Raw genomic sequence first — 16775 nt, forward strand, 5'->3', positions numbered from 1 at the left:
AAATCCTCATAGTCGTCGAAGAGCGACATATTCAACCAAATGGTTTTTCCCTTTGCGTAGAATGAGATTAGACCGTGGTCGTGTTGGCAATATATTTTCTTGCAAATTTTTTAAATTAATTGTTTGCCAGATATTTTCAGCAATTTTTAAGGATTCTTCTTCAGGCAGGAGTGCATAACGATGAAAATAAGATTCAGGATTTTGAAAAGCTGTTTTACGCAAACGTTTAAAACGTTCTAAATACCAGTGTCGAATAACTTTTGTTTCAGCATCTACATAAATTGAGAAATCAAAAAAATCTGAAACAAAAGGAATAATTTTGCCGTCTTTAGGAAGGTCACTGACTTGCAGGACATTAATACCTTCAATAATTAAGATATCAGGATGGTCAATAGTAATGGTTTGATTTTCCAGAACATCATAGCTCATATGTGAATAAAGTGGAGCGCTGACATTGCCAATACCAGCTTTTATAGCAGAAAGAAAATTCAGCAATTTTTTGATATCATAAGAATCTGGAAAACCTTTACGATTCATACGATTTTTTTTCTGTAAAACAGCGTTGGGGTAGAGAAAACCGTCTGTTGTAATTAAATCAACTTTCAGGCTAGATGTCCAACGTTTCAAAAGTTCTTGCAAAATACGAGCGGTAGTTGATTTTCCTACCGCAACAGAGCCAGCAATCCCAATGATAAAAGGAGTTTTCCTAGTCCCTTCTTGATGTAAAAATTCTTGACGCTTATGAAAAAGTTCCTGTACTGCCTCAACATGACATGATAACAAACGTGATAAGGAAAGATAAATACGTTGCACTTCTTCAAGATCAATTGGATCATCGATTGAGCGTAGACGTTTAATTTCATCGAAAGTCAAAGTAAGTGGTGTATCCGCACGAAACTCTGACCATTCTTGTGCAGTAAAAACGCGATAGGGTGAGTATCGATCAGAAATAGATTTGACTAAGTTATCTTTTTGATCAATTTGTGAGAGAATCATATCAATCATTTGTATGCAATAAAGATCTTTTTTACCGAAGCAATTGCTTAAGAAATAGATATGCGGACTGTTTTGCATGTCCTCATTCTTTGAGATAATAAATAATCCTTCATTAACTTATAGTCCAGTCATTCCATTGATTCTTGATTTGTGCCAATGAGCGTCCTTGTGCCAAAAAAGCCCATAAAAGTAAACGCGCCTTTACTGCTGATAAATAACCAGACATGAGGGCGCCAGAAGCAATCATATCGACTTCTGAGCCTTTATAGCCATAAGTTGAGCGGGTTGTTGAGCCAGTATAGGTCCGACTAGCGATAATGATTGGCATTTTTTGTGTATATTGTCGCACGATGTCTGCTTCTTCAAAACTGCAGTGTCCTGATCCAAAACCGGCAATGACAAGCCCAGCATAATACCCACTTTCAAGGCAAAATTTTATTAACTGTGTATCAGAGGACAAAGAGGAGTATAAGAGCGCAACTTTTTGGTCATAATTTTGGGGAAGGTCAAATGTTGTCGGGAAAAAATGTCGATCATTAAAATAAATCAGTTTCCCTTCCGAAATAGTGCCTAAAACACCTGCCAGACCTGACTGAAATGTCTCAATTTTGACAGTATGGCTTTTCTGGACCCAATAAGGTGAGTGAATGGTATCATTAATTACAACCAAAACACCTCTGTCTCTACTTTGTGGATGAGCAGCGACGCGAGTTGCTGCTAAAACATTAGCTGGTCCATCAGCACCTGCTTCACTGGGTATACGCATAGCACCAGTTATAATGAGCGGTTCCGCTTTATTCCAATAAAGGGAAAGAAAAAAAGCTGTTTCTTCCAGTGTATCAGTTCCTTGGGTTAAAACAATACCTTCTGCACCAGCCTTTATTTGTTGTGTTGCCCATTCTATTATTTCAAAAAGAATTTTAAAAGATAAAGAGCCGCTGGGCAATTGCGTGAGCGTTTGTGCATGAATATGAGCAACGTTATTTAAGTCAGGAACACTTTTGATAAGGACCTCTGAAGTCAATGTGGGTTGCATTTGACCAAAATCGTCAGCAACCATTGCAATTGTCCCTCCCAATGTTCCTATTGCTATTTTTTTCATCATTTTTCCCTTAGAAGATGCAAATTGTTTTAAAAAGCTATTTAACAACAATTTGCATCGATAACAATGCACTCAATTTTTTTATTTTAATAAATTGAATTGTGCTAAATCATTGTGTTTTGCAATATATGTTCTTAAATAGGGACAATAATGATTAGATTTTACATTTAGTGGAAAGAAATCAATATTAAGAAAAGAAGTCAATATTCAAGGAGTCTTCTTATGGCAAAACATAAGCCAGATATAATGTATGGTACCACTATTATTACTGTACGAAAAGGTGGCAAAGTCGTAATAGCCGGTGATGGTCAGGTTTCACTGGGGCAGACGGTTATGAAAGGCAATGCACGCAAAGTTCGTCGCCTTGGGAAGGGGGGAACAGTTATTGCTGGTTTTGCAGGTGCTACAGCAGATGCTTTTACTTTGTTAGAAAGATTAGAAACGAAGCTTGAGCAATATCCTGATCAACTTATGCGTGCTTGTGTAGAGCTTGCAAAAGATTGGCGAACAGATCGCTATTTGCGTCGTCTTGAAGCAATGATGCTTGTAGCTGATAAAAAAGTAACTTTAGCTTTAACGGGCCTTGGTGACGTCTTAGAACCAGAAGATGGAGTTATGGCAATTGGTTCTGGAGGTAATTTTGCTCTTTCAGCTGCGCGAGCACTCATGGATGTAGATTTAGATGCAGAAACGATTGCCCGTAAAGCTATGAATATTGCCGCTAGAATTTGTGTTTATACCAATGATCATTTTACGATTGAAACATTGGATGCAGAATTATCTTCTTTAGAGAAAGCTATTTGAATGTGTGTTGTATTTTCCCCTCGTGAGACTGTTTCTGAACTTGACCGTTTTATTATTGGCCAAAATGATGCTAAGCGTTCTGTCGCTATTGCACTGCGTAATCGGTGGCGTAGGCAACAGCTTGATGGGCCAATGCGTGAAGAAGTTATGCCAAAAAATATTTTGATGATAGGCCCAACAGGTGTTGGTAAAACAGGTATAGCGCGTCGATTAGCAAAACTTGCTGGAGCTCCTTTTGTTAAAGTAGAAGCGACTAAATTTACTGAAGTTGGTTATGTGGGACGCGATGTTGAGCAAATTATTCGAGACCTTGTTGAGATTGCCATTTCTCTTGTGCGTGAAAAAAAACGGGATGAAGTAAAAGTAAAGGCTCACATGAATGCTGAAGAGCGTGTATTAGATGCTCTTGTTGGCAAGACGGCAAGCCCTGCTACCCGTGACAGTTTTCGCAAAAAATTGCGCGAAGGTGAGTTAGATGAAAAAGAGATTGAAATTGAAGTAGCCGATAATAATAGTAATAGTGCTTCGACCTTTGAAATTCCTGGTATGCCTGGTGCGCAAATGGGCATTATGAATTTGTCAGATATTTTTGGTAAAATGGGAAGTCGTACAAAGGTCCGCAAAACGACAGTAAAGGATGCTTTTAAGCCTCTCATTGATGATGAATCTGAAAAGCTCCTTGATCAAGATCAAATTATTCAAGAAGCACTCCGTGTTACTGAAAACGATGGAATTGTTTTTATCGATGAGATTGATAAAATTGCAACCAGGGATGGTGGGGCTGGGGCTGCTGTTTCACGTGAGGGCGTTCAACGAGATCTTTTACCTTTGGTTGAAGGAACAACAATTGCTACAAAATATGGGCAAATCAAAACGGATCATATTCTTTTTATTGCATCAGGCGCATTTCATGTTTCCAAACCATCTGATTTGTTGCCAGAACTTCAAGGACGTTTACCTATCCGTGTGGAGCTTAATGCTCTTACAAGGGAAGATTTACGACGTATCCTCACCGAACCTGAGGCTAGTCTCATTAAGCAATATATTGCCTTAATGGCAACAGAGGAGGTTCATTTAGAAATCACCGATGATGCAATTGATGCTTTGGCAGATATTGCTGTGGATTTAAATGCAAGGATTGAAAACATAGGGGCACGTCGTTTGCAAACGGTGATGGAGCGTGTTTTGGATGAAATTTCTTTTACAGCACCTGATAAAGCTGGTACATCGTTTAAAGTCGACGCTGCTTATGTCAGAAAATCAATAGGCGATCTTGCTGCTGATATTGACCTTTCACGCTTCATTCTTTAAGGATGCTACTTGTTTTTGTTTATCTGCGTGCTTGGATAATTTTGAAACCATGAGCTTTTTCATGTATTAAGACTGTATGAAAAATGCCTTTTAATAATGTTTCATAAGGCAGATGGCGGTTCGCAACAAGAAGCAAATTGCCACCTAGATTTAGGTATTTTGCAGCATTTATAATAAAATTCTGTCCTAGTGAGATATCTGTCGTTTGTTGTGTGTGAAATGGCGGATTTGAAATGATTGTATCATAGAGGTCTGTGATCGGTTCATGCACGAGATCATGCCAATAAAAATGAATCGGACAAGAAGCTATTACAGCTTCAAGATGCTGTTTGGCTGCTCTCAAAGCATTATAATCGGCTTCATAGAGGTCAAGAGTTGTTAGTTTTTCACTTCTTTCAAGAGCAGCATAAGAAAGAAAACCCCATCCAGCACCAAAATCGGCAGTTTTTCCAGAAATAATTTCGCGCATATACTGAGCAAGCGCAGCAGATCCAGGATCAATACGACCATGCGAAAACATGCCAGAAGTAGTCTGAAATTTATTTTCAAAAGCGAGTGGTGGTGAGCGCAACTGTGCAATTTTCTGTCTGTCTATTTGTTGTGGAACTTGAAGCCAGAATACCAATCCGTGATTTTTGGATAATTTGTCGGTAATAGGAATAAATGTTTTGATCCATTTCATCATTGAAGCAGCACCGACAGTTTTATTGCCACCAATAACAATCCATCCACCAGGCTTTACACATTCTAATAAATCAAGGAAACAATTTTGGTTAAAACCACGATATTTACTCAAATGTAAAAGTGCACCATCATAGGTAAAATTTTTATCTATTTGAGGTGCACAGTGAAATTGGGCATTGACAAATTTTAAAAAATCTGACCGCCAAGGCGTTATGATTTTTAAGTTTTGCTTCCATTCTAGAGCAGGAATTTCAGTCAAACCAAAACTTAACCATGACTGGCTTGAATTGGGAAAAGGAAGGTTGTAGCTTTCAAAAGGTAAAAACAGTAACACATATAATTCTTTCAAAGATAAAATGCCATTCTCGTATGAAAATAGCACTTTATAACAAAGAGAAAGACTACTCTTCTTTTTTCTTACGACGGCGCTTGTTTTCGGATTTATTCTTTTCATTCACGCATTTGTCTTGTTCTTCTTTTATTGGCCTATCACCTGTAATTTCTTCACCGGTTTGTTGATTGATAATTTTCATTGATAACCGAACTTTACCACGTTCATCAAAGCCCATTAATTTCACCCAAACTTTGTCACCTTCTTTAACAATATCTGTTGTTTTTGTAACGCGTTCTGATGCAAGTTGAGAGATATGAACGAGCCCATCACGTGAACCAAAGAAATTTACAAATGCGCCAAATTCGGCAGTTTTGACAACTGTTCCTTGGTAGATAGCACCAATTTCAGGCTCATCAACAATAGAATGGATCCAGCGCTTTGCTGCTTCAATGGTTTTAGCATCGGCAGAAGCAATTTTAATTGTTCCATCATCTTCAATATTGATTTTTGCTCCAGTTTGTTCAACGATTTCTCGAATAACTTTACCGCCAGAGCCGATAACATCACGAATTTTATCAACAGCAATATTCATAACTTCGATACGTGGAGAAAATTCGCTAAGTTCAGCACGTGCACTGGTTAAAGCTTTAGCCATTTCGTTCAAGATATGGATTCGGCCCTCCCTGGCTTGTTCAAGTGCGATTTTCATAATTTCTTCAGTAATACCATCAATTTTGATATCCATTTGCAAGGCGGTAATGCCATTTTCTGTTCCTGCCACTTTAAAATCCATATCTCCAAGATGATCTTCATCTCCTAAAATATCAGACAGAACAGCAAAGCGTTCACCTTCTTTAATCAAACCCATAGCGATACCCGCGATGGGGCGTGCCAGAGGTACACCAGCATCCATAAGTGCAAGTGAAGTACCACAAACTGTCGCCATGGAAGATGATCCATTGGATTCAGTAATCTCTGAGACAGCACGAATGGTATAAGGAAAGGATTCTTTAGTTGGCAACATGGGATGAAGTGCACGCCATGCCAATTTTCCATGTCCAATTTCACGGCGTCCAGGAGAGCCAAGACGTCCTGTTTCACCCACTGAAAATGGTGGAAAGTTGTAATGAAGGAGGAATGTTTCTTTATACATACCTGTTAAGGAATCAACATATTGTTCATCTTCACCAGTTCCCAGTGTTGCAACAACCATTGCTTGTGTTTCTCCACGGGTAAAGAGTGCAGATCCATGTGTTCGAGGTAAAAGACCAACCTCCGATTGGATAGGACGTACTGTTGAAAGGTCACGTCCATCAATACGTTTTCCTGTATCAAGGATATTACCGCGAACAACTTTCGCTTGCAATTGTTTAAAAACAGTTGCAATTTGCTCAGCACTAAATTCACTACTTCCCCCTGTTTCTGGTGTAAATTTATTGATAACTTCTGTTTTAAGAGCATCAATCGCAGCGTAACGCTCTTGTTTATCAGTAATTGTATAAGCTTTTCGAATACCCTGTTCAGCTATTTCCAGCATAGCCTTTTCGAGATCAGAGAGATCCTCAGGAACGAAATCACGTGGATCTTTTGCCGCAACTTCGGCAAGTTTTATGATGGCATCAAGAACAGGCTGCAAACCTTTGTGTCCAAACATAACGGCACCCAACATGATATCTTCCGGTAATTCCTGTGCTTCTGATTCAACCATCAATACAGCACTTTCTGTTCCGGCAACAACAAGATCAAGTTTTGATTCAGACATCTCGTCGATATGAGGATTGAGAACATATTGTCCGTTACAATAACCAACACGAGCACCAGCAATAGGTCCCATGAAAGGAACCCCTGATAAGGTCAATGCTGCAGAAGAAGCAATCATTGCAAGGATATCAGGATTATTTTCAAGATCATGCTGTATAACGGAAACAATGACTTGTGTATCATTTTTATAACCGTCAGCAAAAAGGGGACGAATTGGACGATCAATCAAACGTGAAATCAAAGTTTCATTTTCAGTTGGCCGGCTTTCACGTTTTAAATAACCACCTGGTATTCTACCAACAGCATAGAACTTTTCTTGATAATTAACTGTAAGCGGAAAAAAATCCTGGTCCGGTTTTGGATTTTTTGCCGATACAACAGTTGCTAAGACAATAGTTTCTCCGTAGGTAGCGATGACTGCACCATCAGCTTGACGCGCTATTTTCCCTGTTTCAATAGTGAGTGGCCGACCAGCCCATTCAATTTCTATCTTGTGCGTTTTGAACATTTTTTATCCTTAATAACCAGTGTTCACATCTTTTAGTGCTTACATTCTGATATTGCGTAACAGATTTTAAAACCATGGGCAGGATGACAAGATACTTCATACTTCTGTTTTTTCGCGAGAAGAGAGAAATAAATCGCAATTTAAATGCAAAGCAACTCGCAATCCTGCCTCATGACGGTTACTCATCAGTTTTTAACTAAAAACAGCAAGTTTAAAAATGGGTAGATTTCGTAAAAATACCACCCACTTATTTTTTCTAGCGACGCAAACCTAATTTTTTGATAAGTGTTTGATAGCGATTTTGGTCAACTCCTTTAAGGTAATCAAGAAGGCGACGGCGTTGAGAAACCATCTTTAAAAGACCACGACGAGAATGGTTATCTTTTTTGTGTGATTTAAAATGGTTCGTTAAATTAGAAATACGTTCAGAAAGTACAGCAACCTGTACTTCTGGTGATCCCGTATCACCAACTTTATTTGCGTATTCTGCGATAAGAGCTTGTTTACGTTCAGCTGTAATCGACATCATATTATCCTTTCAAAAAATAAAGCACCAAAAGCCACCCAAAGCCGAGATGTCGTCCAGCAAGGGTCTACGAGGAAACAAGAAGAGTTGAAGACTCTCACCTGTCTTGACATTTATATAGGAAAGGAGGTTAAAATGCTAGTCCTTAAAAGCACCTTGAAAACCTTCTTTCAATAGATGATTTTATTTTGAAATAATGTTTTTTAACTGGAAAAGATAAAAAGTTTTTAAAGGATTATGCATTCTTTTGATACAAAGATTACTGCTTTACAGAGTGTATGTATGATAACAAAAGCGATAAATACCGATTTGGAGGCAAAAGATGCAGAGCACTTCAACATTCAAACTTTTTCGTAATTCGGTATTTCGAAATTTATGGTCGTCCACTCTGATCTCTAATTTAGGAGGCCTTATACAGGCTGTTGGAGCAGGGTGGTTGATGGCGTTGATTAGTTCTTCGCATTCCATGGTTGGGCTTGTTCAAAGTGCTACAACATTACCACTTGTTATGTTTTCTCTGATGGCAGGAGCATTAGCTGACAATTATAATCGTCGCCAAATTATGTTGTACGCGCAGATTATGATGATGGTTATATCCATGAGTTTGGCTATTTTATCCTATATGGGTTTTCTAACACCTTCATTGTTATTATGCTTCACATTTTTGATTGGTTGTGGAACAGCCTTTTATAATCCTTCTTGGCAGGCAACAATAGGAGATATCGTTAGCAGAGAAAATATTCCTGCTGCTGTGAGTTTAAACAGTGTTGGCTTTAATTTGATGCGTAGTGTAGGTCCCGCTATTGGAGGTGCCATTATTGCTACTTTAGGCGTAGCCGCAGCTTTTTTATTCAATGCTATAAGTTACATTCCTTTAATTGGTGCTTTGTTTTTCTGGAAACCGAACTATGAAAACAACATTTTGCCGCGAGAAAGACTTCTAGGAGCTGTCTCAGATGGTTTACGTTATGTTGCGATGTCACCTAATCTTCTCAGTATTATGATAAGAGCGTTCCTTTTTGGTGTTGGGGCAATTTCAGTTTTGGCGCTTTTACCAATTTTTGTGCATAAAATCCTTGAGGGAAACGCACTTCTTTACGGTACATTACTCGGTTGTTTTGGTTTTGGAGCCATGATAGCAGGTATTATTAATTCATCTGTACGAAGTTATTTTCGTTTGGAGACAATTATTGCCAGTGCATTTATTGGTTTTGCTGTTTCTTGCTTTTGTTTAGCAATGAGCCGCTCACTGATTATAAGCCATATTGCCTTATTTCCTGCAGGATTATGTTGGGTTTTAGCATTATCGCTGTTTAACACATCTGTACAACTTTCTACACCGCGTTGGGTTGTGGCACGCGCTTTAGCTCTTTATCAAACAGCATCATATGGAGGAATGGCTGTTGGGAGTGCAATTTGGGGAGCTTTGGCTGATGGTTATTCTCCAACTATTGCTTTAAGTACGTGTTCTCTCTTCTTAGTTTTTGGAGCTTTGGCAGGGATAAAATTTAGAATTCAAGAAATTCCTCAGATAGATTTGGATCCGCTTGATCATTTCAGAGAACCAGAACTTTTACTTGACCTAAAAGCGAGGAGTGGTCCGATCATGATTATGATCGATTATCAAATTCATGAAAATGATCTTGAAGAATTTCTCAAAGTTATGACACGTCGTCGTCATATTCGTTTACGTGATGGTGCTCGTCAATGGGTTCTCTTACGCGATCTTGAAAGACCCCAATATTGGACAGAAGCATATCATATGCCAACATGGGTTGATTATTTACGCCATAATCATCGTCGTACAAAAGCAGATGCAGAGGTAAATAAACTTCTGCGACACTTAAATCGTATGCCAAATGGTATAAGAGTACACCGTATGATTGAGCGACAAACGATACCACATGCCAGCGAAATGCATTTAAAGCCTTCTGCTGATCAATTGCCTTGATGGTAAGAGGGCTCAAACAGTTGTCTTGCAAATTATTAGATATGTGTAATACTATTTTATGGATAAATTTATTAGAATAAACAGGATAGCAGAAATTTTAAGATGCTCAATGAGTGTTTTATACAGCTGGTAATTAAGGACAAGATTTTACTGAATGAATAGTCTAAGGCCATCATTATTGCGATTTTTTTAAATTAAAGCCTAAATTTTCTATCTTACAGAATCTTCTTAACACTACAGCATATGTACGTATATCTAGTAATAATTAAAGAAAACGGTTTAAAATGACAAAGACAAATGTTTGCACTTTATTGTGCAAGCTAAGTTTGGATTTACGAACACATCACCGCTTTAGATTCTGATATGCATTATCATAAAAAGGTGAGTGTAGAGCAGTGAAAAAAGCTTCCTCCTCTTTAATTAATATAAAAAATATTTTTTCCAAGAGATGATTGTGAGCAAGAACGGATTAAATTGTGAAAATCCGCTTTGGCTTGAACAAACTTTTATCAAGAGTACCTATAGCAAGAAGTTGGCCTTTGTAGATGACGCAAACCTCTACTTCATTAATAGATGCATTATAATCACAGAGGGGAACTGGATTGCCCATCATAACTCTCTGTGCTTGGATTTCGCTAAGTGTATAATGAGAAAGACAATCCAGCGCAGCACCTGTTTTAATTAAAAGTGTATCAAGTGTTGAAAAATCTCTTTTGGGAGGAGCATCATTTTCATTTGTTACACTTTTATTCAGTGTTGCTGCTTTTAGTTTGTCCCATGTGATGAGATCATTTTCACAAAAAGGCTCCACTGCGATACGTCTTAAATCAGCAATATATCCATAACAACCGAGATCACGTCCCATATCGCGTGCTAAGGAGCGCACATAGGTTCCTTTTCCACAGGTTATTTCAAAGATAGAACGCTCGCTGGTAGCAATTTCTATTAATTTAAAAGTTTTTATTTCCACTTGGCGTGGTGGAATTTCAACAATTTCACCCTCACGTGCTAGGTCGTAGGCACGATTACCGGCAATTTTAATTGCCGAAAATTGTGGAGGTATTTGCAAAATAATGCCTGTATATTGAGGGAGAAGGGCGAGTATTTCTTCGCGTGTTGGACGTTTGAGAGATGTCTTTGTTACTTCACCTTCTAAATCGTCTGTTGAACGCTCTTCTCCCCAAACGATATGGAAACGGTAGGTTTTTGTACCTTGCATAACGTAGGGAACGGTTTTTGTTGCTTCACCCAATGCAATTGGCAGGAGACCAGAAGCAAGAGGATCTAGTGTACCTGCATGTCCTGCTTTTTGCGCATGAAAGAGCCATTTGATTTGTGAGACAGCTTCTGTCGATCTCATTCCTTTTGGTTTATCAAATATAATCCAACCAGAAACAGAACGGCCTTTTTTTTGCGTTGCCGTGCCATATTTTTAATCCTCAAGCTCATCACTATTATTTTGGTTAAGATCGCGTGCTACCTCAGGTAAGCGGAGCAGGGCATCAATTTTTGAAAAATTATCAAAACTACTATCAAGACGAAAACGTAGTTCAGGCATATATTTCATTTGTCGCAATGCATGACTGATTTCTCCACGGATAAAACGACTATGTTTATTGAGGACATCAACGACATCAACATGAGATGCATTCTCAACAGTACTGAGGGGAGAAATAAAGCAGGTAGCAATTTTTAAATCTGGTGACATGCGTACTTCAGAGACTGAAACCACCATATTTTTCAAAAGATCCTCAAGTAAAATACTGCGCTGCAATATATATGCTACTGCATGGCGCACTTGCTCTCCTACTCTGAGTTGCCGTTGTGATGGCCTTGCATTTTTCATCAAAGTTTTATCCTTATTATGACACCTCTTTTTTGATCATCTCAAAAGATTAAGAAAGAATAGAGATGCTTCATATAAATCCAATAACTTTCCTTATTTTTCGGCTGAGCGAAGTTATTAGATCATTTTATAATGTACGATTAATGTGTTCGATACGGAAAATTTCAATAATATCTCCCGCACGTATGTCTTCATAGTTTTCAAAGGCTATTCCGCATTCCTGACCACTTTGCACTTCATTAACTTCATCTTTGAAGCGTTTGAGTGTTTTCAGTTTTCCTTCATGAATGACAATATTATCACGGATAAGACGAACACCAGCTCCCCGTTCTATTTTGCCTTCTGTAACACGACAACCTGCTACTTTTCCAATTTTTGTAATATTAAAGACTTCTAAAATTTCAGCATTTCCAAGGAAAGTTTCACGCTGTTCTGGTGAAAGCAATCCTGACATGGCAGCTTTTATATCATCAACAAGATCATAGATGATATTATAATAGCGAATTTCAATGCCCTGTGTTTTAGCAGAGTCACGTGCTTGTTTATTAGCACGAACATTAAAGCCAATCACAGCCGAGTTAGAAGCTTCTGCAAGAGAAATATCACTTTCAGTGATACCTCCAGCACCAGAATGTACAATACGTGCACGCACTTCTTCATTTCCAAGCTTTTCTAATGCTGAAGAGATTGCTTCAATTGATCCCTGCACATCCCCTTTAATAATAAGAGGAAATTCTTTAATGCCAGTGGTTTGCAATTTTGTCATCATTTGCTCAAGAGAACCACGGGAACCAGTTTGTCGAGCGACAGCTTTATCACGTGCTAGTCGCTGACGGTATTCAGCAATTTCGCGTGCTTTTGCCTCATGACTGACAACGGCAAAACGATCACCAGCTTGTGGTGTTCCTTGCATACCTAAAATTTCAATAGGTGTAGAAGGAACCGCTTCTTTAACGTGACGACCATGGTCGTCAATCAAAGCGCGTACACGCCCCCATTCATTGCCGGCAACAATAATATCAGAAGGATGCAATGTCCCTTTTTGAATCAGAACTGTTGCAACAGATCCACGTCCACGATCCAGTTTGGCTTCAATAACAACACCTTCTGCGGTTCGTTTAGGATCTGCTTTGAGATCAAGCATTTCAGCTTGAAGAAGAATAGCTTCGAGAAGTTTATCAAGATTTTGTCCAGTTTTAGCAGAAACTTCAACGTCCAAAGTCTCTCCACCTATAGTTTCAACAAACACTTCATGCTGTAAAAGTTCTGTACGTACTTTCTGTGCGTTTGCGGCTGGTTTATCAATTTTATTGATAGCGACAATAATAGGTACACCAGCAGCTTTGGCATGATTGATTGATTCAATTGTCTGCGGCATGACACTATCATCAGCCGCTACGACTAGAACGGCAATATCCGTAACACGAGCACCACGAGCACGCATAGCTGTGAAGGCAGCATGTCCGGGTGTATCAATAAAGGTAATTTTTTGGCCATTTTGCTCTACTTGATAAGCACCGATATGCTGCGTAATACCACCGGCTTCACCAGAAACAACATTAGCTTTTCGAATAGCATCAAGAAGAGAAGTTTTTCCATGGTCGACATGGCCCATAATCGTTACAACGGGTGGACGGGAACGCATTTTTTGAGGATTATCAGTGATATTAAAAATGCCTTCTTCCACATCAGATTCCAAAACACGTTTGACAGTGTGACCAAATTCAACAGCGATAAGTTCAGCAACATCTGCATCGATAACATCGCCAGGTTTCATCATTTGTCCCTGTTTCATCAGAAATTTAATCACATCAACGGAACGTTCAGTCATGCGTTGTGCGAGTTCTTGAATTGTAATAGTTTCAGGAAGAACAACTTCGCGAGAAATTTTTTCTCTTGGTTCTTGGTTTTGTGCACGTTTAAATTTTTCCTGCCTGCGGCGCATCGCGGCCATTGAACGTCCACGCGCATTCCCCTCTTCATCCAGAGCACTATTGAGAGTAAGCTTTCCACGGCGCCGCTCATCTGCTCCTTTTACAACCTTTGGAGCACGAATCTCTGATTTAGCAGGATTAGCACGTCGACTATGTCGGTCATCTTCTTTATTCTCATTTGCTTTACGTTTTTCACCCACAGTCGTATTTTTAGGCGCAATAGGAATATTTATTGGTTCTATAATAGACGGAGTAGAGCGAAAAGGTAAAGTCTCTACCGGTGGACTTTCTTCCTCTTGTTCTTGATGTATTTCTGTTTCCTGAATTGACCGCTGCAAACTTTCTTCACGCTCTTTTGCACGTCTTTCTTCTTTTTCGGCTTGTTCACGCGTTATTTGTTCTTGGATGTGCGCTTCTTCTAATGCACGAAGCCTTGCTTCCATTTCAGCAGATGAGAGATTGTTCTTAGCGACAGGTTTGCTGGGTTTTTCTTCTTCGAATCGTAACTTAGAGCGTTGGGGAGCCACATGCGGTTTTGTAATCGGCTGTTGTATTTCAGCTTTTTCATCAGGTCGTGTAATTTTACGCCGTTTAGTTTCGACAACCACAGCCTTTGTACGGCCATGGCTAAAATTTTGTTTAACCGTACTCGTTTCTAGGATTGACCGCTTGAGGGTTAGTGTCCTTTTGACTGTTATTTTGTCGTTATTCTTTTCACTCATTGTACTTCCTTCACGGCTTGAGCCGTCATCTCACCAAACTTGCTGTGCTTTTCATCACGATAGACGAGTAGTCTACGTATCGTTTTGAGAAATCCTTCAGCAGCTTTAATGTCTAATAAGGCTGCATGCATAACAGGATTAGCACCAAAAGCCACCCGCATTTCATCACTTGTAAATAAAGATATGGTTTTTATATTCCGATTTGTTTGTTGTTGTACTGCATGGATGGCTTGTGCAATTTTTCGTTTTCCATCTTCTGTAGTTTCTTTAGCATGAAGTACGAGAATGACTTGACCAGAGCGGATAGCAGCATCAACTTTTGTTGCTCCCATAACAACGGCACCTGCTTTTCTCGCCATAGAAAGGCTTGCAAGAGCAGCTTTTAGCAAAAGTGTATCAACAATATGTGCAAGATTTGGCGCAACCTCAACTTCTGTTTTAAAATTTCTATGAAAAGCTTTTTGTTTGACTGCTTTTTCAATGACAGAATGATGGGCAGAAACCCAAACACCACGTCCTGGCAAATTGGCTTTAAGATCTGGGACAATTTGATTATTGAGACCAATAACAAAACGGATCAGCATTTTTGCTGAAGCGCTTTTTCTGGTCACAATGCAAGTCCGTTCATTCATTTTAAAGTGCATCCACGTTTGAATTATCAATGTTTTTATCTTTTACAGAATTTTCATTCTCAGTAAGAGTTTCTTTAACAAGATCAGCTTCGTTTATCCAGCCTGCTTGCACACGTGCGGCTAAAACCATAGCTTCTGCGTCAGCACGTGTAATATCAAACGGGGTTAGGATACCAGAAAAATTTTGTGTTTGACCTTCTTTACGTTCTCTCCAACCAGCCAAATCGTCGACTGCATAGCCAGCAAAGTCTTCCATTGTCTTTACACCATCTTCACCAACAGCAACCAACATAGCGCTCGTCATACCAGGCAGTGTTCGCAATTCATCACAAACACCGAGTTTTTTACGCTTTTCATCGAGTTCTTTTTCTTTATGTTCGAGATATTCATGCGCACGGCTTTGGATTTCGACAGCAGTTTCATGATCAAAACCATCAATGGAGGCAATTTCTTCAAGGTCAATATAGGCGATTTCCTCAATAGAAGAAAAGCCTTCTGATGCCATAACCTGCCCAATCATTTCATCAACATCTAAGGATTCCATAAACAGTTTACTGCGTTCAGTAAATTCTTTCTGACGATTTTCAGATTCTTCCTTTTCCGTTAAAATATCAATATTCCATCCTGTTAATTGTGAGGCTAAACGAACATTTTGTCCACGTCGTCCAATAGCAAGGCTAAGTTGGTCATCAGGCACAATGACTTCAATACGTTCTGCATCTTCATCCAGCACAACTTTTGAAACTTCAGCAGGTTGTAGTGCATTAACGATAAATGTTGCTGCATCAGGGGACCAAGGAATAATATCAATTTTTTCTCCTTGTAGTTCTGCAACAACAGCTTGCACACGGCTTCCTCGCATTCCAACACACGCTCCAACAGGATCAATGGAACCGTCCCGTGAGACAACAGCAATTTTAGCACGTGAACCTGGATCACGGGCAACAGATTTAATTTCTATAATACCATCATAAATTTCTGGTACTTCCATGGTAAACAATTTTACCATAAATTGAGGATGTGTGCGTGAAAGGAAAATTTGTGGACCACGCGATTCACGGTGCACGTCATTGACATAAGCACGAATACGATCCCCATAGCGGAAAGATTCACGGGGAATTAATTCATCACGGCGCACGATAGCTTCTCCCCGTCCTAGATCAACAATAACATTGCCATATTCCACACGTTTTACTACACCAGAAATAATTTCCCCAATTTTATTTTTAAATTCTTCATATTGTTGATCACGTTCTGCATCGCGTACCTTTTGTACAATAACCTGTTTAGCAGATTGTGCCGCAATACGCCCAAAATCCATAGGAGGCAAAAGATCAGCAAAAAAATCACCAATTTTTGCATCTGCTTGGCGTTTGAGTGCATCGGACAAAGTGATTTCATTTGCATAATCTTCAACGATATCAACGATTTTGAGTAAGCGTTGTAATTTAATTTCACCTGTTTTGGAATTGATTTCAGCACGAATATTAGTTTCCTGACCATAACGAGAACGTGCCGCTTTCTGAATAGCATCGGCCATTGCAGAAATGACAATGTCACGGTCAATTGACTTTTCACGTGCAACAGCATCTGCAATTTGCAGAATTTCAAGCCTGTTAGCGCTTGTAGCCATCAATTTTCTCCTTCTTTGTGCCACATGATAG

12 protein-coding genes and 1 pseudogene are annotated in these 16775 nt (G+C 39.2%); 3 read left to right on the forward strand and 10 right to left on the reverse strand.

Annotated features, from left to right (window positions below):
* Positions 1-6: 6 nt before the first annotated feature.
* Both coaA and QWU_RS03615 read right to left on the reverse strand, forming a co-directional pair.
* Positions 7-951, reverse strand: a complete 945-nt coding sequence (coaA, locus tag QWU_RS03610; protein ID WP_240532146.1) for a type I pantothenate kinase — start codon at positions 949-951, stop codon at positions 7-9.
* Positions 952-1108: 157 nt separating this feature from the next.
* Positions 1109-2098: an asparaginase gene (locus QWU_RS03615; protein ID WP_017196216.1), complete on the reverse strand. Its 990-nt coding sequence runs from the start codon at positions 2096-2098 to the stop codon at positions 1109-1111.
* A gap of 222 nt (positions 2099-2320) precedes the next feature.
* Between QWU_RS03615 and hslV the strand changes: the two genes are divergently transcribed.
* Together hslV and hslU are read left to right on the forward strand one after the other, a co-directional pair.
* Positions 2321-2902, forward strand: coding sequence for an ATP-dependent protease subunit HslV (hslV, locus tag QWU_RS03620; RefSeq protein WP_006589002.1), 582 nt, complete (start codon positions 2321-2323; stop codon positions 2900-2902).
* Positions 2903-4213, forward strand: a complete 1311-nt coding sequence (gene hslU / locus QWU_RS03625; protein WP_006589003.1) for an ATP-dependent protease ATPase subunit HslU — start codon at positions 2903-2905, stop codon at positions 4211-4213.
* Positions 4214-4232: 19 nt separating this feature from the next.
* On the opposite strand, the gene QWU_RS03630 is transcribed toward hslU, so the two are convergent.
* The 3 genes from QWU_RS03630 to rpsO all read right to left on the reverse strand — a co-directional run bounded on the left by QWU_RS03630 (position 4233) and on the right by rpsO (position 8026).
* Positions 4233-5231, reverse strand: coding sequence for a class I SAM-dependent methyltransferase (locus QWU_RS03630; RefSeq protein ID WP_017196217.1), 999 nt, complete (start codon positions 5229-5231; stop codon positions 4233-4235).
* A gap of 67 nt (positions 5232-5298) precedes the next feature.
* Entirely contained in the window at positions 5299-7500 is a 2202-nt protein-coding gene (gene pnp, locus QWU_RS03635) for a polyribonucleotide nucleotidyltransferase (RefSeq protein ID WP_006589005.1), read from the reverse strand.
* 256 nt (positions 7501-7756) lie between these two features.
* A complete protein-coding gene (gene rpsO, locus QWU_RS03640) occupies positions 7757-8026 on the reverse strand; it encodes a 30S ribosomal protein S15 (protein WP_006589006.1) in 270 nt (89 codons plus the stop codon).
* A gap of 322 nt (positions 8027-8348) precedes the next feature.
* Here rpsO and QWU_RS03645 point away from each other — a divergent pair, with 322 nt between their 5' ends.
* A complete protein-coding gene (locus QWU_RS03645; RefSeq protein ID WP_006589007.1) occupies positions 8349-9977 on the forward strand; it encodes an MFS transporter in 1629 nt (542 codons plus the stop codon).
* A 469-nt stretch (positions 9978-10446) separates the two neighbouring features.
* Here QWU_RS03645 and truB read toward each other — a convergent pair.
* The 5 genes and pseudogenes from truB to nusA all read right to left on the reverse strand — a co-directional run bounded on the left by truB (position 10447) and on the right by nusA (position 16744).
* Positions 10447-11405, reverse strand: a pseudogene (gene truB, locus QWU_RS09020) (tRNA pseudouridine(55) synthase TruB).
* Positions 11406-11409: 4 nt separating this feature from the next.
* A complete protein-coding gene (gene rbfA, locus QWU_RS03655; protein ID WP_274532052.1) occupies positions 11410-11826 on the reverse strand; it encodes a 30S ribosome-binding factor RbfA in 417 nt (138 codons plus the stop codon).
* A 124-nt stretch (positions 11827-11950) separates the two neighbouring features.
* On the reverse strand, positions 11951-14479 hold the full coding sequence (gene infB, locus QWU_RS03660; RefSeq protein ID WP_017196219.1) for a translation initiation factor IF-2: 2529 nt from the start codon (positions 14477-14479) through the stop codon (positions 11951-11953).
* Positions 14476-15111, reverse strand: a complete 636-nt coding sequence (locus QWU_RS03665) for an RNA-binding protein (RefSeq protein WP_006589011.1) — start codon at positions 15109-15111, stop codon at positions 14476-14478. Before QWU_RS03665 ends, infB begins: the two co-directional genes overlap by 4 nt.
* Position 15112: 1 nt before the next feature.
* On the reverse strand, positions 15113-16744 hold the full coding sequence (gene nusA, locus QWU_RS03670; protein ID WP_006589012.1) for a transcription termination factor NusA: 1632 nt from the start codon (positions 16742-16744) through the stop codon (positions 15113-15115).
* Positions 16745-16775 lie beyond the last annotated feature (31 nt).

This window comes from Bartonella birtlesii IBS 325 (assembly GCF_000273375.1).
In the GTDB taxonomy this organism is placed as follows: domain Bacteria; phylum Pseudomonadota; class Alphaproteobacteria; order Rhizobiales; family Rhizobiaceae; genus Bartonella; species Bartonella birtlesii.

Coding starts and splice junctions, on each gene's coding strand:
- QWU_RS03615 (WP_017196216.1), bottom strand. CDS start 2,098: ATGAAAAAAATAGCAATAGGAACATTGGGAGGGACAATTGCAATGGTT.
- hslV (WP_006589002.1), top strand. CDS start 2,321: ATGGCAAAACATAAGCCAGATATAATGTATGGTACCACTATTATTACT.
- hslU (WP_006589003.1), top strand. CDS start 2,903: ATGTGTGTTGTATTTTCCCCTCGTGAGACTGTTTCTGAACTTGACCGT.
- pnp (WP_006589005.1), bottom strand. CDS start 7,500: ATGTTCAAAACGCACAAGATAGAAATTGAATGGGCTGGTCGGCCACTC.
- rpsO (WP_006589006.1), bottom strand. CDS start 8,026: ATGTCGATTACAGCTGAACGTAAACAAGCTCTTATCGCAGAATACGCA.
- QWU_RS03645 (WP_006589007.1), top strand. CDS start 8,349: ATGCAGAGCACTTCAACATTCAAACTTTTTCGTAATTCGGTATTTCGA.
- infB (WP_017196219.1), bottom strand. CDS start 14,479: ATGAGTGAAAAGAATAACGACAAAATAACAGTCAAAAGGACACTAACC.
- QWU_RS03665 (WP_006589011.1), bottom strand. CDS start 15,111: ATGAATGAACGGACTTGCATTGTGACCAGAAAAAGCGCTTCAGCAAAA.
- nusA (WP_006589012.1), bottom strand. CDS start 16,744: ATGGCTACAAGCGCTAACAGGCTTGAAATTCTGCAAATTGCAGATGCT.